17 protein-coding genes are annotated in these 17,971 nt (G+C 70.9%); 7 read left to right on the top strand and 10 right to left on the bottom strand.

The features are described 5' to 3' along the window. Positions 1-14 precede the first annotated feature (14 nt). Genes rsgA through Dac01nite_RS10905 form a run of 3 tightly spaced genes read right to left on the bottom strand, consistent with a single transcriptional unit; the run spans position 15 to position 2,841 of the window. Complete coding sequence (gene rsgA / locus Dac01nite_RS10895; protein ID WP_203656872.1) at positions 15-1,031, bottom strand: ribosome small subunit-dependent GTPase A; 1,017 nt, start codon at positions 1,029-1,031, stop codon at positions 15-17. Then, a complete protein-coding gene (gene aroA / locus Dac01nite_RS10900) occupies positions 1,028-2,338 on the bottom strand; it encodes a 3-phosphoshikimate 1-carboxyvinyltransferase (RefSeq protein WP_203656880.1) in 1,311 nt (436 codons plus the stop codon). The genes rsgA and aroA overlap by 4 nt, the downstream gene beginning before the upstream one ends. Continuing rightward, entirely contained in the window at positions 2,335-2,841 is a 507-nt protein-coding gene (locus Dac01nite_RS10905; RefSeq protein WP_203656882.1) for a hypothetical protein, read from the bottom strand. Before Dac01nite_RS10905 ends, aroA begins: the two co-directional genes overlap by 4 nt. A 219-nt stretch (positions 2,842-3,060) precedes the next feature. Here Dac01nite_RS10905 and Dac01nite_RS10910 point away from each other — a divergent pair, with 219 nt between their 5' ends. Then, positions 3,061-3,675, top strand: coding sequence for a sigma-70 family RNA polymerase sigma factor (locus Dac01nite_RS10910; RefSeq protein ID WP_239066623.1), 615 nt, complete (start codon positions 3,061-3,063; stop codon positions 3,673-3,675). Beyond that, positions 3,656-3,898 (top strand): mycothiol system anti-sigma-R factor, encoded by a 243-nt coding sequence (rsrA, locus tag Dac01nite_RS10915; protein ID WP_203656883.1) that lies wholly within the window; start codon positions 3,656-3,658, stop codon positions 3,896-3,898. The genes Dac01nite_RS10910 and rsrA overlap by 20 nt, the downstream gene beginning before the upstream one ends. 89 nt (positions 3,899-3,987) lie before the next feature. On the opposite strand, the gene Dac01nite_RS12235 is transcribed toward rsrA, so the two are convergent. After that, complete coding sequence (locus Dac01nite_RS12235) at positions 3,988-4,062, bottom strand: 50S ribosomal protein bL37 (protein ID WP_371327667.1); 75 nt, start codon at positions 4,060-4,062, stop codon at positions 3,988-3,990. A gap of 133 nt (positions 4,063-4,195) precedes the next feature. Between Dac01nite_RS12235 and Dac01nite_RS10920 the strand changes: the two genes are divergently transcribed. After that, positions 4,196-5,284 carry a type IV pilus twitching motility protein PilT gene (locus Dac01nite_RS10920; protein WP_203656884.1) on the top strand — a complete coding sequence of 363 codons (1,089 nt, stop codon included), beginning with the start codon at positions 4,196-4,198 and terminating at the stop codon, positions 5,282-5,284. Positions 5,285-5,383: 99 nt separating this feature from the next. Here Dac01nite_RS10920 and Dac01nite_RS10925 read toward each other — a convergent pair whose 3' ends face one another. The 4 genes from Dac01nite_RS10925 to Dac01nite_RS10940 form a co-directional block, all read right to left on the bottom strand. Then, positions 5,384-5,995, bottom strand: coding sequence for a GDSL-type esterase/lipase family protein (locus Dac01nite_RS10925; RefSeq protein WP_203656885.1), 612 nt, complete (start codon positions 5,993-5,995; stop codon positions 5,384-5,386). Next, complete coding sequence (locus Dac01nite_RS10930) at positions 5,992-9,753, bottom strand: multifunctional oxoglutarate decarboxylase/oxoglutarate dehydrogenase thiamine pyrophosphate-binding subunit/dihydrolipoyllysine-residue succinyltransferase subunit (protein WP_373307250.1); 3,762 nt, start codon at positions 9,751-9,753, stop codon at positions 5,992-5,994. The genes Dac01nite_RS10925 and Dac01nite_RS10930 overlap by 4 nt, the downstream gene beginning before the upstream one ends. A 193-nt stretch (positions 9,754-9,946) precedes the next feature. Further along, positions 9,947-10,759 (bottom strand): ABC transporter permease, encoded by an 813-nt coding sequence (locus tag Dac01nite_RS10935; RefSeq protein WP_203656891.1) that lies wholly within the window; start codon positions 10,757-10,759, stop codon positions 9,947-9,949. Continuing rightward, positions 10,756-11,658 carry an ATP-binding cassette domain-containing protein gene (locus tag Dac01nite_RS10940; protein WP_203656895.1) on the bottom strand — a complete coding sequence of 301 codons (903 nt, stop codon included), beginning with the start codon at positions 11,656-11,658 and terminating at the stop codon, positions 10,756-10,758. The genes Dac01nite_RS10935 and Dac01nite_RS10940 overlap by 4 nt, the downstream gene beginning before the upstream one ends. Before the next feature lie 88 nt (positions 11,659-11,746). On the opposite strand from Dac01nite_RS10940, the gene Dac01nite_RS10945 reads away from it, so the two are divergent. The 3 genes from Dac01nite_RS10945 to Dac01nite_RS10955 all read left to right on the top strand — a co-directional run bounded on the left by Dac01nite_RS10945 (position 11,747) and on the right by Dac01nite_RS10955 (position 15,099). Then, entirely contained in the window at positions 11,747-13,057 is a 1,311-nt protein-coding gene (locus tag Dac01nite_RS10945) for a hemolysin family protein (protein ID WP_203656897.1), read from the top strand. Between the two features lie 8 nt (positions 13,058-13,065). After that, entirely contained in the window at positions 13,066-14,103 is a 1,038-nt protein-coding gene (locus Dac01nite_RS10950; RefSeq protein ID WP_203656976.1) for a hemolysin family protein, read from the top strand. 150 nt (positions 14,104-14,253) lie between these two features. Beyond that, positions 14,254-15,099, top strand: coding sequence for a M15 family metallopeptidase (locus Dac01nite_RS10955; RefSeq protein ID WP_203656899.1), 846 nt, complete (start codon positions 14,254-14,256; stop codon positions 15,097-15,099). Positions 15,100-15,156: 57 nt separating this feature from the next. Here Dac01nite_RS10955 and Dac01nite_RS10960 read toward each other — a convergent pair whose 3' ends face one another. After that, positions 15,157-15,837 (bottom strand): head GIN domain-containing protein, encoded by a 681-nt coding sequence (locus Dac01nite_RS10960; RefSeq protein WP_203656901.1) that lies wholly within the window; start codon positions 15,835-15,837, stop codon positions 15,157-15,159. Positions 15,838-16,098: 261 nt separating this feature from the next. Between Dac01nite_RS10960 and ald the strand changes: the two genes are divergently transcribed. Continuing rightward, entirely contained in the window at positions 16,099-17,214 is a 1,116-nt protein-coding gene (ald, locus tag Dac01nite_RS10965; RefSeq protein ID WP_203656902.1) for an alanine dehydrogenase, read from the top strand. Here the strand turns inward: ald and Dac01nite_RS10970 are convergent. Further along, positions 17,114-17,962, bottom strand: a complete 849-nt coding sequence (locus tag Dac01nite_RS10970; protein ID WP_203656903.1) for a patatin-like phospholipase family protein — start codon at positions 17,960-17,962, stop codon at positions 17,114-17,116. The genes ald and Dac01nite_RS10970 overlap by 101 nt on opposite strands. Between the last annotated feature and the right edge of the window lie 9 nt (positions 17,963-17,971).

Genomic DNA, 17,971 nt, shown 5'->3' on the forward strand with positions numbered 1-17,971 from the left:
GCGGCTGCCAGGCTCTACCAGGCGTCAGCCTGAGCGCGGCTCGCCAGCAGGCGTCTGATGGAGTCCACCCGCGCATGCTGATCCGGCGTGGAGGCCCACGCGTCGAGCTCGCATCCGGCCTCGGCGGACTCGTGCATGCACCCACGCGGGCAACGCTCGGCGGCGGCCTCCGCGACGTCAGGGAAGGCGGCGATGAAGTGCTCCGGGTCCACGTGCGCGAGGCCGAAGGACCGCACCCCAGGGGTGTCGACGATCCACCCACCGCCGGGCAGCTCGATCGCGATCGCAGAGCTCGAGGTGTGCCGCCCTCGCCCGGTCACATCGTTGACGCCGCCGGTCGCGCGATCCGCCAGCGGAGCGAGCGCGTTGACCAGTGTCGACTTGCCCACGCCCGAGTACCCCACGAACACGGAGGTGGTGTCGAGGATCTCCGTGCGCAGGCGCTCGGCGCCGTCGATCACGCGGGTGCCGTCGGGCTCCGTGCGCATCGCCGTCTCGATCACCGTGACACCCAGCGGCTCGTACGCGGCCCTCAGCGGATCGGCGCTGTCCAGGTCCGCCTTGGTGAGCACCAGGATCGCTCGCATGCGGGCGTCGAACGCCGCCACCAGGCAGCGGTCGATCATGCGGGGATTGGGCTCCGGGTCCTGCAACGCGGTGACGATCGCCAGCTGCTGCGCATTCGCGACGATCACCTTCTCCGCGGTCTCCGCATCATCCGCGGTGCGCCGCAGCGAGTTGTCGCGCTCGTCGCGACGGACGATGCGGGCGAGCGTGCCGTCCGATCCGGAGGTGTCGCCCACGACGGAGACGCGGTCACCGATCACCAGGCCGCGCCGCCCCAGCTCGCGAGCCTTGACAGCAGTGACGTCCTGGCCGTCGCCCAGCCGCACCGCGATGCGCCCGCGGTCCACGCCGATCACGACGCCCGCGACCGCATCGTCGTGCGCGGGACGGCGCTTCGAGCGCGGCCGCGAGCCCCGCCGGTTGGGGCGCACCCGGGCGTCAGACTCGTCGTACTCGCGCCTCACGCCCGCAGCATCGCCTTCCACATGTCCGGGAAGTCCGGCATGGTCTTGGCGGTGGTCCCCACGTTCAGCACCTGCAGCCCCGGGACCGCGAGGCCCAGGATCGCGGCGAAGGTCGCCATGCGGTGATCGTGGTACGTCTCGAGAGCCGCGGGCTGGAGCCCGCCGGCGGGAAGCCCCTCGAACGTGAGGGAGTCGTCCCCGGCGACGCAGCGCCCGCCGGCGCGGTCCACCTCGGCGGCGATCGCCGCCAGCCGGTCCGTCTCGTGCCCGCGCAGGTGGCCGATCCCGGTGAGCACGCTGGGGGAGTCCGCGAGGGCGCACAGCGCGGCGATGGTGGGAGTGATCTCACCTGCGGGGCCCAGGTCCGCCTCGATGCCGTGGATCACGCCGCCGGGCGCCGTCACCGTCATGACATCGCCCTCGAGGTTGCAGGTGGCGCCCATGCGCTCGAGCAGCTCGGGATACAGCGCGCCCGGCTGCGTGGTGGACCGAGGCCACCCCGGGATCCGGACGGTGCCGCCCGCCACGAGGGCAGCGGCCATGAAGGGGCCGGCGTTGGACAGGTCGGGCTCGACGCGCACATCGCCCAGCAGCACTGGCCCGGGCCGCACGATCCAGGTGCGCTCGTCCGGCTGCTCCACCTGCACCCCGGCATCACGCAGGGTCGCGCACGTCATGTCGATGTGCGGCAGGCTCGGGAGCGTCTCGCCTACGTGTCGCACCGTCAGCCCGTGAGGCACCCGCGCGGCGACCAGCAGCAGTCCGGTGACGAACTGCGAGCTCGCGCTCGAGTCCACCTCCACGCTCGCGGGGACCTCGGAGGGAGGCGTCACCGTGAACGGCAGGGTGCCACGGCCGCCGTCCTCCACGGTCGCGCCCAGCGCGCGCAGCGCGTCGAGCAGCGGCCCCATGGGGCGCACGCGGGCGCCCTCGTCGCCATCGAACGTGACGGGCGCATCGGCCAGCAGCACCAGCGGCGGGACGAACCGCATCACCGTGCCGGCGAGCCCGCAGTCCACGTGCACGCCGCCACGCAGGGGCCCGGGCGTGATCCGCCACTGAGCCGTCGCATCGTCGATCCCCACGCCCATGCTGCGCAGCGCTGCGGCCATCAGGGAGCTGTCGCGCGAGCGGAGACCGCCGGTGAGCGTGACGGGAGAGTCGGCGAGCGCCGCGAGCACCAGGAAGCGGTTGGTGAGCGACTTGGAGCCCGGCACATCGACCGTGGCGTCGAGCCGTCCCGCCGCTGCGGGGGCGTCCCAGAGCTGTCCGGGACCGGTACCGCGAGTGGGCGCGGCTGCGCTCACTTCTTGAGCTTCTTGGACGCCTTGGCGCTCAACACCTCAGCCTTGGCGGCCGCCTTGTCCTTCTTGGCAGCCAGCTTGTCCTTCTTGGCCTTGGCGCGCTCCTTGCGGCGAGGGCTGTGCCCGGCCGATGCGGCGAGCAGCGTGCCGCCGAACAGCGACACGTTCTTGAGGAACAGCTCGAGCTGCTCCTCACGCTTCTGCTCGTCGGTCTCGAGCCAGAACGGACGCGCCGTGGCGACCGTGGCGGCGGTGAGCCCCGCGAGCACCAGGCCGGCGGTGCGCGGCGTGCGCGACAGTGCGAGGACCGTCGCAGCGGCGATCGACACGGCCCCGTGCACCTTCACCAGATCCGTGGTCCTGACGTCCTCGAGGCCGGCTTCCTTGAGCAGCGGCTCGACCACGGGGGCGGCGCGTTCCGCTCGCTTCTCGGGCTCCAGGACGGACTGGACTCCGCCGTAGACGAACCAGGTGGCGAGCAGGGGTCGGGCGAGGTGTCGGAACATGCTCCCTACGCTATCAACCCGCGCGCCCGGCGCACAGGGCAGACGTGTCCTCGTCCGCACCGTTCGCACCACACGCCGTATCAGGCGCCCCCGGAGGTCACATTCTGGTGACCCGGGAATGCTTGCTCCTTCAACCGTGTTGAGCGGGTCATGATGGCCACCGCAATCCGTCCGCCGCGTGATGCGAGCGACGCCCACGCTGGAGTAGGCTCGCGCATCATGACCGACGCGCAGCTGGACTTCGAGACCGAGGCCCTGTCCTACATGGACCAGCTCTTCGCGGCGGCGCTGCGGATGACGCGACACCGTTCCGACGCCGAGGACCTGGTGCAGGAGACGTACGCCAAGGCCTTCGCCGCGCAGGACAAGTTCAAGCCCGGCACCAACCTCAAGGCATGGCTGTACCGCATCCAGACCAACGCCTTCATCAACACGTACCGCAAGAAGCAGCGCCAGCCCAAGGTGTCCGACGCCGAGCAGGTCGAGGACTGGCAGATCGCCGCAGCCGCCGAGCACACCAGCTCAGGCCTCGCGTCCGCCGAGCAGGAGGCGCTCGACCAGATCGGCGACGACGAGATCAAGCGTGCGCTCGCCGATCTGCCGGAGGACTTCCGCATGGCCGTCTACCTGAGCGACGTCGAGGGCTTCGCCTACAAGGAGATCGCCGAGATCATGGACACGCCCGTGGGCACCGTCATGTCGCGGCTGCATCGCGGACGAAAACTTCTGAGAGAGAAGCTGAGAGAGTACGCGGCCGAGCGCGGCATCTACGACAAGCGCCCTGCCACCAAGAAGGACAGTGGGGAGGTGTGCCATGCCCGGAAGGGAGTGTGAGGAGGCCCTCGATCGACTGTTCGAATACATCGATGACGAGCTGCCTGACGACGAGCTTCGGCGGATCGGCGATCACCTGAAGACGTGCCCGCCCTGCGAGGCGGAGCACAAGATCAAGGAAAAGATCAAGAATCTGACGTCGCGCACCGGCGGCGACGCCGCGCCCGAGGAGCTGCGCCAACGCATCCTCGCGTCGATCCGCAGCGCACGCGACGACCACTGACGTCGCTGCGCGAAGCCCGTGCCCGCATCGACGGTCCGGGCATGCGAAAGGCCGCATCGGTGACACCGATGCGGCCTTCTGCTCGCCTGTCAGGCGTTGGGGCGCTTGCCGTGGTTGGCTCCGCCCTTGGCACGCGCCTTGCGCTTGCGGCCTCGCTTGCTCATCGGGATCCCCCTTTCTTTGGCAGGGTACGGCTGTGAAGAAGACTATCTATCTTCCCACACTCCACTTCCGTCCGTGCGCGGGCGCAGCTAGCCTCCCCTCAAGACCACGCCCCTGAGTGCCGATGGAGTTCCCGTGAGCGATCAGCCTGTTTCCGTCATCCCGTTCCTGCACGCGCTCGCGAGCACGGGCGGCTCCGACCTGCACTGCAAAGTGGGCTCCGCCCCCCGCATCCGCGTCGACGGCCGTCTGCGCAAGCTCCAGGTGCCGCCGCTCACGCCAGCGGACACCCGCAACATGGTCGCGCAGGTGCTGCCCGAGGACCTCGTGGCGCAGTTCCGCGACACCCACGAGGCCGACTTCGCGTTCTCCCTGTCCGGCGTGGGGCGCTTCCGCGTGAACGCCTACGTCGCGCGCGGCACCGACTGCCTGGTGTTCCGCCGCGTCGCCGTGGGCGCGACGCCCATGGAGGACCTCGGGCTGCCGGCGGTGATCGCGGACCTCGCTCTCGAGCCGCGCGGGCTGGTGCTCGTCACGGGCCCCACGGGATCCGGCAAGACCACCACGCTGGCGTCGATGATCGACCTCATCAACACCTACCGCGAGGTCAACATCATCACCATCGAGGACCCGATCGAGGTCCTCCACAGCGACAAGAAGGCGATCATCTCGCAGCGCGAGGTGCGCTCCGACACCCTCGACTTCACCAACGCGCTGCGCGGCGCCATGCGTCAGGACCCGGACGTCATCATGGTGGGCGAGATGCGCGACATCGAGACCGTGCGCGCCGCACTGTCCGCCGCGGAGACCGGCCACCTGGTGCTCGCGACCCTGCACACCGTGGATGCGCAGGACACGATCAACCGCATCATCGATTTCTTCACCCCCCACGAGCAGTCCCAGGTGCGCGCGACCCTGTCGCAGACGCTTCGCGGCATCATCTCGCAGCGCCTGGTGCGGCGCGGCGACGGCTCCGGCCGCACGCTCGCCGCGGAGGTCATGGTCAACCACGGGCGCATCGCGGAGGCGATCGTCGACCCGTCCAGCCAGCCGCCCATCGCGGACCTCATCGCCGAGGGCGACTACTACAAGATGCAGACCTTCGACCAGCACCTGTTCCAGCTGGTGCAGGAGCAGATGGTCAGCGTCGACGATGCCGTCGCGATCGCCACGCGCCCCCACGATCTGCTGGTGAGCCTGCGCAACGCGGGCGTGATCGTCTAGCGGCTGCGAAGCTCCGCGCCTGTCGGCCCGACCTGTCCTGCTGGGCAGGAACGGCGCAGAGCGCAGACCGAGTCCTGAGGCTCCTGCCAGGGGATGGAGTCAGTCCCGCTGCGCGACGGTGGGGTCGATCCCCAGCCACTCGTGCCACTGGGAGTGCAGCACCAGCCAGGCCATGAGGCCGTAGCCGGCCTGCAGCGGCAGCTCGCCGCCGGACGTGTCCATGTCCGTGGCCCACTGGTCGTGCCGCGCGAGCGGGCCGTACATGTCGACGTAGGGCACGTCGCGCCGGGTGGCGGACTCCTCGCACAGCGCCGCGTACTCGGCGATGGCTCGGCGGTCCACGGCGGCGATGGGCGGTGGTCCCACGAGCATCGCCTTGAGGCCCAGCGCCGATGCGCGGTCGAGCGTGTTCGCCAGGTGCAGCCGGGTCATGGTGGGGGAGACGCCCTGAGACACGTCGTGGCGGCCGATCGCGACCACCACGTGGTCGCTGCCCGTGGACTCCTCGGCAGGACCGCGGCGCCGCAGCACCTCGTCATCCCAGCGGCTAGCGAGCTCGCCGGTGGTCTCTCGTGGCACGGCGAGCGTGTGGAAGCGCAGGTCCGCGCTCAGCGGCAGCGTCCGCGCGACCACGCGCCCCGACCATCCCAGCGCCTTGGGGTCTCCGTGGCCCGCGACCAGCTCGTCGCCCACGAAGAACACGTTCCTCATCGCGACAGCGCCCTCGTCACCAGGTCCTCCTGCTCCTCCTTGTGACGCGAGCTGAGTCCGGAGGCGGGGGAGGCGGCGGCGGGGCGGGTGATGCCCGTGACCTCACGGCCCAGCGCGTTGGGCAGCGCGTGGGAGAGGTACGTCCATCCGCCCTGGTTGCGAGGCTCCTCCTGGACCCACCTGAGGGGCGCATCGCCGTATGGGGCGAGCGCCTTCTCGAGAGCGTCGTGGTCGAGCGGGTACAGCTGCTCGAGCCGCAGGATGGCCGTCGACGTGTCGCCGGACTTGTCGCGCTGCGCGGCCAGGTCGTAGTAGACCTTTCCGGCGCACAGCAGCACGCGATCCACGCCTGCGGGGTCCACGGTGTCGCCGATGACCGGCTCGAAGGTGCCGGTGGTGAAGTCCTCGACCGCGGACTGCGCCGCACGCAGTCGCAGCATCGACTTGGGCGTGAAGACGATCAGCGGGCGCCGCGGGCGGTCATACGCCTGGCGCCGCAGCAGGTGGAAGTAGCTCGCAGGGGTGGAGGGCATCGCGGCGATCATGTTGTCCTCCGCGCACAGCTGCAGGAAGCGCTCGACGCGGGCGGACGAGTGGTCCGGACCCTGGCCCTCGTAGCCGTGCGGCAGCAGCAGCACCACGGAGGAGGACTGCCCCCACTTCTGCTCGGCGGAGGAGATGAACTCGTCGATGATGGTCTGCGCGCCGTTGACGAAGTCGCCGAACTGCGCCTCCCACAGCGTCAGTGCATCGGGCCGCTCGACCGAGTAGCCGTACTCGAAGCCCACCACCGCGTACTCGCTCAGCGACGAGTCGTAGATGTGCAGCGGCGCCTGGTCTGCGGTCAGGTAGCGCAGCGGCGCCCACTCGGCGCCGGTGGCGCGATCGTGGAACACGGCGTGGCGCTGCACGAAGGTGCCGCGGCGCGTGTCCTGCCCCGACATGCGCACCGGGACGCCCTCCTGGAGCAGCGTGCCGAACGCGAGGATCTCGCCGTAGCCCCAGTCGATGCCGCCTTCCCGGGTCATGGCCTCGCGGCGCTCGAGCAGCTTCGCGAGCTTGGGGTGCACCGCGAAGCCCTGAGGCGGGCGCGTGTGCGCGCGGCCCACGCGCTCGATCTGACCGGGGCTCGCCGCCGTCTGCCAGCCCACCATCATGCCGGCGTCGGAGGACTGCGAGCTGGGCAGCTCGAGGCCGGAGATGGACTCCGTGTCCGTCCCCTGGAAGCCGTCGCGAGTCTCGATGAAGACGCGCTCGAGCTGGGCGAGGTAGTCCTGCGACACGGCCTCGGCCTCGTCCTCGGTGATGTCGCCACGCCGGATCAGCGCCTCGGTGTAGAGGTGGCGCACCGAGCGCTTGGCCTCGATGAGGTCGTACATGCGCGGCTGCGTCATCGAGGGGTCGTCGCCCTCGTTGTGGCCGCGGCGGCGGTAGCAGACCATGTCGATGATGACGTCCCGACCGAACGCCTCGCGGTACTCGAACGCCAGCCGGGCGGCGCGCACGCAGGCCTCCGGGTCGTCGCCGTTCACGTGGAAGATCGGGATCTGGTAGCCCTTGGCGATGTCCGTGCAGTACCGCGTCGAACGCGAGTCGCCAGGCCCGGTGGTGAAGCCCACCTGGTTGTTGATGATGACGTGGACCGTGCCACCAGTGGCGTAGCCGCGCAGCCCTGCCAGGTTGAGGGTCTCCATCACCACCCCCTGGCCGGCGAAGGCCGCGTCGCCGTGCACCAGCACGGGCAGGACGGGGAAGCCGTCCGTGGCCGGGTCGGCGGACAGCTGGTCGAGCTTGGCTCGCACGATGCCCTCGAGCACCGGATTGACCGCCTCGAGGTGCGAGGGGTTGGCCGCCAGGTAGACGTTGGTGGTCTCGCCGGACTCCGCGGTGAAGGTTCCCTCGGTGCCGAGGTGGTACTTCACGTCGCCCGAGCCCTGGACGGAGCCGGGAACGGCGGTGCCGTCGAACTCGGAGAAGATCTGCGAGTAGCTCTTGCCGGCGAGGTTCGCGAGCACGTTGAGGCGCCCGCGGTGCGCCATGCCGATGCACACCTCCTGGATGCCGGCCACGGCGGCCGCGGACATCACGGAGTCGAGCAGCGGGATCAGGGACTCGCCGCCCTCGAGCGAGAAGCGCTTCTGGCCCACGTACTTGGTCTGCAGGAAGGCCTCGAAGGCCTCCGCGGCGTTGAGGCGGCGCAGCACTCGCAGGTGCTCCTCGCGGGTGGGCTTGGTGTAGCCCTTCTCGAGGCGCTCCTGGAGCCAGGCGCGCTGAGCGCGGTCCGCGATGTGCATGTACTCGACGCCCACGGTGCGGCAGTACGCGTCGCGCAGGCGACCCAGGACGTCACGCATCTTCCAGGTGTTCTGGCCGCCGAACCCGCCGGTGGCGTAGTGGCGGTCCAGGTCCCACAGGGTGAGGCCATGGGTCTGGACGTCGAGGTCGGGGTGCTTGCGCAGCCGGGTGGACAGCGGGTCGACGTCCGCCATCAGGTGGCCGCGCGAGCGGTAGGCGTGGATGAGCTCGGCGATGCGCGCGGGCTTCGCGGCCTCCGCCTCCTCGTTGGTCGCCGAGTCCTGGACCCAGCGCACGGGCTCGTAGGGCACGCGCAGGGCCACGAACACGCGGTCCCAGAACCCGTCGAGTCCCAGCAGCTTCTTGTGCACGAGCGCGAGGAACTCGCCGGACTGGGCGCCCTGGATGACGCGGTGGTCGTAGGTCGAGGTGAGGGTCATCACCTTGGACACGCCCAGGCGGGCGATGGTCTCGTTGGAGGCGCCCTGGTACTCGGCGGGGTAGTCCATCGAGCCCACGCCGATGATCGCGCCCTGGCCCTCCATGAGGCGCGGCACGGAATGCACCGTGCCGATGGTGCCCGGGTTGGTGAGCGTGATGGTGGTGCCCTGGAAGTCCCCGGCTTGGAGCGCTCCGGTGCGCGCCTTGCGGACGATGTCCTCGTACGCGGACCAGAACTTCGCGAAGTCCATCCGGTCCGCGTCCTTGACGTTCGGCACCAGGAGCTGGCGTACGCCGTCGCCCTTGTCGAGGTCGATCGCGAGCCCGAAGTTGACGTGCTCTGGAGTGCGGATCGCGGGCTTGCCCTCGTCCTGCGCGTAGGCGACGTTCATCGCGGGCTGCTCGGTGAGCGCCTCGACGATCGCGTAGCCGATGAGGTGCGTGAAGCTGACCTTGCCGCCTCGGGTGCGCGACAGGTGGTTGTTGATGACCGTGCGGTTGTCCATCAGCAGCTTGGCCGGGATGGTGCGCACCGACGTGGCGGTGGGGACGGAGAGGCTGGCCTCCATGTTGGTGACCACGCGGGCCGCGGGACCCCGCAGGCGCGACAGGCCGTGCTCGACGTCCTTGGCGGCCAGGGCCTGGTGGTCGTGGCTCTGGAGGTACGCGGCCGTGGGAGCCTGCGCCGTCGCGATGGGCTGCGTCGCGGTCGACTCGACGTCCGCCTCCGGAGCCGGGCTGTCGTCTGCCTTCGCGGCGGTGGCGTCCACCTGTGCGGCGGGCGTGGGCATCTCCTGCGTCGAGGGCTGCTCGATGCGGGGGCGTGCGGTTCCGGCGGCCGATGCGCTGGGCGCTGCGGGCGCGGACGCCTGGGCGGGCGCGGGGCTCGGCTCGCTCGCGGGAGCGGGAGCGCTGGCCGGCTCGGCCTCGGCGGCGGAGTCGACCGCAGTGGCTGACGGCTCCGCGGCTGGCGCCGCGCTCGGGCTCGACGGCGTGGATCCTGAGGCGTCTGCGCCGAGGATCAGGGAGGCGACGGAGGGTGCTCCGGCGCTCCGGGTGACGGTGGTGCGGTCAGTATCTGGCGCGCTGGTGTCGGTGGACACGTCCGGGGCCGCTCGCTTTCTTGGCGCTCATGCGTCGATGACAACTGTGTACTGGCATTCTCCAGCCTAAACGCCTCACCTGAGTGCCGCGTGCCACGATTTGGGAGAATCGTTATGCGATGTCCCGCCGGAACGTCACGAGCCAGCCGATCACGCCCGCGATGGCCGCGTAGCCGAGCAGCACGGCGAAGCCCGCCCACGGCGACAGCAGGTCTCCGGCGCCCACACTGGTGTAGAAGCTGGCGCCAGCCATCGCCTCGCCGGCCGCGCCTGGCAGGAACTTCGCGGCGCCGGCGACGGGCTCGATGAAGGCGAGCGCGACGCGGACGATGGGCTCCACGAGCTGCGTCCAGCCCAGCAGCACCACGATCACCACCACCTGGTTGGTGAGCGCGGACCCGAAGCCCACGCCCACGACGCCCCAGACGGTGAGCGCGACGACGCTCATGCCGAGCATCTGCCACACCTCGACGCTGTCCAGTCCCGTGGGCTCACCGCCGAGCATCAAGGCGCCGGCACCCACTGCGACGCCGCTGGCCATGCCCACGACGCCGTAGAGCAGCGCGAAGGGCAGCACCGCGATGAACTTGGCGGCGATCACGCGCGCGCGGCTGGGCGCGAGCAGCAGCGTGGTGTCGATGGTGCGATGCCGGAACTCGCTGGTGACCGCCAGCGCGCCCAGGATCACCGGGAACACGTAGCCGAACGAGACCGGGAGAGAGTAGACCGTGCGGGCGGTCTCCAGCGGATCCATCATCACGGGCTCGCCCGTCGCGCTGGTGCCGCCGAGCTCGTCCGCGAAGGCGAAGGAGAAGGCGATCGAGCCGGTGATGAAGGCGACGCCGACCGCCATGGAGATGAGCAGCACCCACCACAGTCGCGTCGAGCGGAGCTTGCGCAGCTCGGAGGTGATCGCGGCGCTCATACGATCGACTCCGTCCCGGTGAGGCCCAGGAAGACGCTCTCGAGGCTCTCACCGGCCTCGCTCAGGCCATGCACCTCGAGCCCGTCGGCGTATGCCGCCGCGCCCACGTCCGCCGCCGAGACGCCAGCGATGCTCGCCTGCCCGGCGCGTTCGATGACGCCGGACTCAGGGAAGCGTGCACGCACGAAGTCTGCAAGAGCGTCGGTGGCGGGCGAGACCAGCCGGACCGCGGGCCGCGCGAGGGCGCGCAGCTGCGCGAGGGACGACTGGTGGCGCAGCGCGCCCGACGCGATGATCACCACGTCGTCCACGGTCTGCTCGACCTCGGACAGCAGGTGAGAGCTGAGCAGCACCGTGCCACCGGAGTCCGCGAAGTGACGCAGGAACGACCGCAGCCACTTGATGCCGGCAGGGTCCAGGCCGTTCGCGGACTCGTCGAGCACCAGCACGCTCGGGTCGCCCAGCAGCGCGGTGGCCAGGCCCAGTCGCTGGCGCATGCCCAGCGAGTAGCCCCCCACGCGGCGCCGGGCCGCATCGGTCATGCCGACGGCCTCGAGCACCTCGTCGCACCGTGCGTCGCTCGCCCCCACCAGGGGGGCGTAGGCGCGCAGATGCTCGCGTGCCGTCCTGCCGGGGTGGAACGCTCCCTCGAAGTGCGCGCCCACGATCGCCCCGGGACGCGCGTGCTGGGCGTAGCCGCGGCCGCCGATGGTCGCGGAGCCGGCTGTCGCAGCCACCAGCCCCACGAGGATGCGCAGCGTGGTCGACTTGCCGGCGCCGTTGGGCCCCAGGAACCCGGTGACCCGGCCCGGCTCAGCGGTGAAGGAGAGGTCGTCGACGGCGGTGATGGTGCCGTACCGCTTGGTCAGAGAGGCGACCTCGACGGCGCGTTGCTCCATGCTGCACTCCTCCTTGGTGGGCTCCCCGCCGATGCTAACGGCTGCTGGCTATGCTGGTCGTCACTATGGACTCTGACTGTCAGCCGTCATGATCACGGCCTGGCTGCTCGTCGGGCTCGGCGTGCTGCTCACCCTCGGTACGGCCGTGTTCGTCGCCGCCGAGTTCTCGCTCGTGGCCCTCGATCCTGCGCATGTCGACGACTCCGACCGCAAGGGGCGGCGCGTGCGCGCGGCCCTGGGACGGCTGTCGACCCAGCTGTCCGGGGCCCAGGTGGGCATCACGCTCACCACGATCCTGCTGGGCTACACCGCGCAGCCTGCGCTCGTCGAACTGCTCGAGGTGCCGCTGTCCTCGACGCCGCTGGCCCGTGCCGCGGTCGCGGGTGTCGCCGGCGTCGCGTCCCTGGTGATCGTCAATGCCTTCTCGATGATCGTCGGCGAGCTCGTCCCCAAGAACGCTGCGCTCGCGGACCCGATGCGCACGGCGCGCACGGTGTCGCCGTGGATGATGGGCTTCACGACCGCGCTGCGTCCGCTGATCTCGCTGCTCAACCGCACGGCGAACGCGATCCTGCGCTCGATGGGCGTCGAGCCGCGTGAGGAGCTGTCCGGCGGGCGATCGCCGCAGGAGCTCGCCGCGCTCGTGAGGCGCAGCGCGGAGGCGGGGACGCTCGCCCCGTCGACAGCGCTGCTGCTCAAGAACACGATCGACCTGGATGCGCTGACGGCGATCGACGTGATGACGGACAGGACCCGGCTGCAGACTCTCGCGCGCGACGCCACCGCCGCGGACGTGATGGCGATCGCTCGGGCCTCGGGGCATTCGCGGTTCCCAGTGCTGAGCGACGGCATCGACGACGTCCTGGGCCTGGTGCACCTGCGAGCGGCCATCGCCGTGCCATTCCACGAGCGCGATCGCACGCCTGTCGCCCAGCTCATGGTCGAGGCGCCGCGGATCCCGGAGACCATGCAGATGCGCCCGCTGCTGATCGAGCTGCGCGGGCTGGGCCCGCAGTGCGCGCTGGTGGTCGACGAGTATGGCGGCACGTCGGGCATGGTGACCCTGGAGGACGTGGTCGAGGAGCTCGTCGGCGAGGTCGCGGACGAGCACGACCGGCGTCGCGCGGCCGCCCACCGCAGCCCGGGCGGTGCCTGGGTGGTGCCCGGGGATCTGCGCCCCGACGAGGTCGAGGAGCTCACCTCCTTGTCCATCCCGGAGTCGCCGGCGTACGAGACGGTCGCGGGCTTCGTGATGGCCACCCTGGGCCGGGTGGCGGACGTGGGCGACGAGGTCGTGTGCGAGGACGCGCGCATTCGCGTCGAGCGCATGGACGGGCGTCGCATCGACCGCGTGCGCCTCACGCCCTTCCCGAAGGAAGACGTGGAGGAGCGCACGTGAGCCTGGGCATGGTGCTGATCGTCGTGGGCCTCCTGCTGGCGAACGCCTTCTTCGTGGGCGCGGAGTTCGCGGTGATCTCTGCGCGACGCAGCTCCATCGAGCCGCGGGCGGAGGCGGGCTCGCGGTCCGCGCGCACGGTGCTGTGGGCGATGGAGAACGTCTCGCTGATGCTGGCCTGCGCACAGCTGGGCATCACGGTGTGCTCGGTGTCGCTGGGCGTGGTCGCCGAGCCCGCCATCGCGCACGCCCTCGAGGGGCCCCTGCACGCGCTCGGAGTGCCCGAAGGCGCCTCTCACGTGCTCGCCGTCGCGATCGCGCTCACCGTCGTCGTAGGTCTGCACGTGGTCGTGGGCGAGATGGTCCCCAAGAACGCCGCAGTGTCCAGCCCTGACCGCGCGGCGCTGGTGTTCGGTCCGCCGCTGGTGTGGATCGCGCGAGTGCTGCGCCCCATCATCGGGGCGTTGAACTGGATCGCGAACGGCATCCTGCGCCTGGCGCGCATCGAGCCGCGCGACGAGGTCACCAGCGCGTTCACGGCTGACGAGGTGCACTCGATCGTCGAGCGGTCGAGCGAGGAGGGAACGCTGTCGGATCCGTCCGGCCTGCTGACAGGCGCGATCGAGTTCTCGGACCACACCGCCGCTGACGTGATGGTGCCCGTGGCCGCGGTGACGGGAGTCGAGGCCGGCGTGAGCGTGGACGAGTTCGAGCGCGCGGTGGCCGAGTCGGGCTACTCGCGGCTGCCGGTCAGCGATGGCGGACGGTTCGTGGGCTACCTCCACGTCAAGGACACGCTGTTCGCGCGTCCCGGCGAGCGGGAGGAGCCCATCCAGGAATGGCGGGTGCGGGATCTGCCAGTCGTGGCGCCCGCGGACGAGGTCGAGACCATCCTCGCGTTGATGCGCAACTCAGGCGCCCATCTCGCCTCGGTCGAGGCCGATGGAGCACCCGTGGGGCTGGTGTTCCTGGAGGACATCATCGAGGAGCTGGTAGGCGAGGTGCGCGACTCGATGGCGCGCGAGCAGGCGCGTCCGGGCACCCGCTGATCGCGAAACTTTCGCGCTGACCGTGTGGAGTGGGCAACACGAACGGGTCCCGGGCTGGCCTCATCGTTACCGTTTGGTTACACTCGCTCGAAAGGTTCGGAACACTGTTCGGAACCGATCCGATGGCAGACCACTCCTCTGGAGGCTCGTGTGAGCTCAGACGCTGATGCCCTGGCGCCCGTGCCAGCGCACCGCTCGCGTCGCGTTCGCCGGATCAAGGAGACCCAGGAGATCCAGGTCCGCACCACGCACCGGCGCCGCAAGGTCCTGACGCGCACGGGTGTGCTCGCCGGATTCGCGCTCGCCATGGTGGTGTACCCGATCATGGGCACCATCGCACCCGGCGCGGGAGCGGTGGAGGCCGTCCCGGGCGTGGTCGAGGGCCAGGCGCCGTCGACGGCCCGCGCGCTGCTGGGCGATGGTCCGCAGCTGCTGGACACCGAGCTGCCGCTGCCCTCTCCCGAGTCCGGCACGGCCGTGCTCGCCGCCGCCTCGCAGTACGACATCAGCCAGTACCTGCCCGACTGCGACCCGACGCTCGGGTGGGAGGGCCGCAACGGCCGCCTCAGCGAGGACTCGCTGTGCTCGGTCGGTGGAGGCGAGAGGCTGCGCAACGACGCCGCGGTCGCATTCGCCGAGCTCAACCACCGCTTCAAGCTGGAGTTCGGCCGCGACATCTGCCTGAGCGACTCCTACCGCACGCTGTCGGGCCAGTACGCGACCAAGGCCACTCAGGGCTGGCTCGCCGCGACGCCGGGCAAGTCGGTGCACGGCTGGGGCCTGGCGATCGACCTGTGCCGTTCCGACGCCAGCGGCTACACCAAGTCCTGGCTCGAGGAGAACGGCCGCATGTGGGGCTGGGTCAACCCCGGCTGGGCCAAGTCCTCCAAGTGGGAGCCATGGCACTGGGAGTACCTCCCGGGCACGGATCACCTGGGCGTGTACGAGTCCGGCTACTGGAGCTCGGGCGACCCGTACCGCTCCACCCGCGGCTGACGCCGCGCCTGGCTCACCGACCAGCAGGCCCGGCCCCGCAGCCGGGCCTTCGTCGTGTCAGTCGGCGTTCGGCTCTCGAGCATGCACGCCGCCTGCCCCGCTCACATCTGCGTTCACCTGCGCTCCGCCCGCATGACGAACGTCCCCGAGGCCTGACAGGTCGACGTCGAGGCGCTGCGAGGCCACGAGGTCGACGTCCCCTGCGCCGGACAGATCCACCCTGGCGGTCGCGACCTCCAGCCCCGTCGTGTCGATGTCGCCCGCGCCGTCGAGCGAGAGGTCGAGGGTGTCCGCGCGGCCCGCGGCCGTGACGTCTCCCGCTCCGGTGAGCTCGATCGCGAACGTCGCGGCGTCGATGCCGGACACCTCTATCGTGCCCGCGCCGGAGAGCTCGACCGCGTCGAGAACGGGCACGGTGATGAGGTAGCGGATGCTGCTGTCCGGCCCGTCGAACGTCCACGGTGCGCCGTCGAGCCGCAACGTCCCCTCGCTCACGCGGGCGCGGGTGCGATCGAGCAGGGCGGTGTCCGCCGTCACCGTGACCGAGGCCTCGGGTCCCACGGTGACGGCGACGTCTGCGGCGCCGTTCAGCTCGATGCGCGAGAACTCGTCGACGGCCACCGTGCGTGTCTCGGTGGCGCCATCCAGGTCCGTCGGAAGGGCCGAGCAACCGGCGAGCATCAGGGCGGTCACGCTCGCGGCGACGGCCACGGCGGTGGGGCGGGTGGTGAACATCATGTCGGCTCCTGTTCGGGACGTTGCTTCGAGACGCCTCAGACGCTACGGACCGCGCGGGGTCCCGCGCATCGGCCGTGAGAGCCGTTGCGCGCATCCAGCGGGTGATGTGCCTTCACCCCTGCGAGGGAGTGTCGCCGCGCGCCGCGACAGCAGATGTAGCAGGCTGGAAGCACACGGGCAGCGGGCCGCGATCCGGCTCGAACCCGCTCGCCGACGGCCCTGGCCACCTGCCCGGGCTGCGGTTCGCGAGAAGGAGGCGGCATGCGCATCGGCGTTCCGAAGGAGATCAAGAACCGCGAGACGCGGGTGGCCCTCACTCCCGAGGGAGCGCGGAGGCTGGTCGAGGCGGGCCATGACGTGCTGGTGCAGTCAGGCGCGGGCGCCGCGGCGTTCCTGACCGATGCCGCGTATGCCGACGCGGGTGCGAGGCTGGGCAGCGCGGAGGAGGCCTGGGCTCAGGACCTCGTGCTCAAGGTCAAGGAGCCGGTCCCCGACGAGTTCCCGCTGCTGCGCGACAACGTGCTCTTCACGTTCCTGCACCTGGCCGCGAACGAGCCTCTCGCCGCCGCGCTCGTCGAGGCACGCACCACTGCGCTGTCCTATGACACGGTGCAGCTCGCGGACGGCTCGCTCCCGCTGCTGACGCCCATGAGCGTGATCGCGGGCAGACTCGCGACGCTCGCGGGCGGGTACCACCTGCTGAGCTCGCAGGGCGGCCGCGGCGTGCTGCTGAGCGGCGCGCCGGGCGTCGCCGGAGCGCGCGTGGTGGTGATCGGTGGGGGAATCGCCGGCTCGAACGCTCTCGCCCAGGCGGTGGGCATGGGCGCCGATGCGGTGGTGATCGATCTCGACGAGTCGCGCCTGGCCGCGCTCGCGGCCCAGCACGGCGACCGGGTCCGCACGGTGGTGTCGACCCCGGACAGCATCGAGCAGGAGGTGCTCCAGGCGGATCTCGTGGTCGGTGCGGTGCTGGTGCCCGGCCGTCCGGCGCCCACGGTCGTGAGCCACGACACGGTGACGCGAATGCGTCCAGGCTCGGTCCTCGTGGACGTCGCGATCGACCAGGGCGGATGCTTCGAGGACTCCCGTCCCACCACCCACGACGACCCGGTCTACCGGGTGGGCGAGTCACTGCTGTACTGCGTGGCGAACATGCCCGGAGCGGTGGGGGCCACCGCGACGGCGGCGCTGACGCACGCGACCTTCCCCTACGTCGAGGCGCTCGCGCGCGGCTGGGAGCGGGCGCTGTCCGCAGATCCCGCGCTGTCGCGCGGTCTCAATGTCGATGCAGGAACCGTGAGATACCCCGCGGTGGCGCAGGCGTTTCCTCACCTTCCGGCGTCGCGGGCGCTGCAGGACGCTCGGGCGGTGGACTGACCACCGGGTAGCCCGCCAGGGCTCGCTCGGCGGCCTCGCGTCCCAGCTCGACGAGCCCGGGCAGGTCGCGGGGCAGCCACTGCGAACGGCGCTCCAGGATGGGCCGGACGAGCGTGACGTCGGAGCGGATCGCCCACTCGTGCACCTGCAGTGCGGTGTGCTCGACGCCCAGGCCGTCCCACTCCGGCGCAAGCCTCACCGCGATGACGTGGTCCGCTCCCAGCTCGAACGCTGTCTGGATGGGCAGGTTCTGCACCACGCCGCCGTCGATCAGCATGCGGCCGCCCACGCGCACCGGCCGGAAGATCCCGGGAACGGCGATGGACGCCGCGATCGCGTCCGCGAGCGGGCCGCGATCGAGCACCACGACCTCGCGCGTCTCGATGTCGGTCGCGACCGCCGCATAGCGCAGCGGCAGGTCCTCGATCACGGCGTCCCCGGCGACGTTGCGCACTGTCTGACGCAGCGCATCGGCCGTCAGCAATCCCAAGCCAGGCTTGGGGGACAAGGTGCCGAACGTCCCCCAGCCGGCGCGGTACGTGCGCGCCTCGAGGTCGTAGGGATCCAGGCCCACCGCGTAGGCGGCGCCCATGACGGCGCCGGCGGAGGTCCCGGCGACCACCGTGGGGGTGATGCCGCGCTCGAGCAGCACCTGGAGGACGCCCACGTGGGCGGCTCCCAGGACCCCGCCGCCCCCGAGGGCCAGCCCGACCCGCGGGACGTACCGGAGGTCGTCGAGCGAGTCCATGCCGCCATC

Source organism: Demequina activiva (assembly GCF_016862815.1).
GTDB lineage: Bacteria > Actinomycetota > Actinomycetes > Actinomycetales > Demequinaceae > Demequina > Demequina activiva.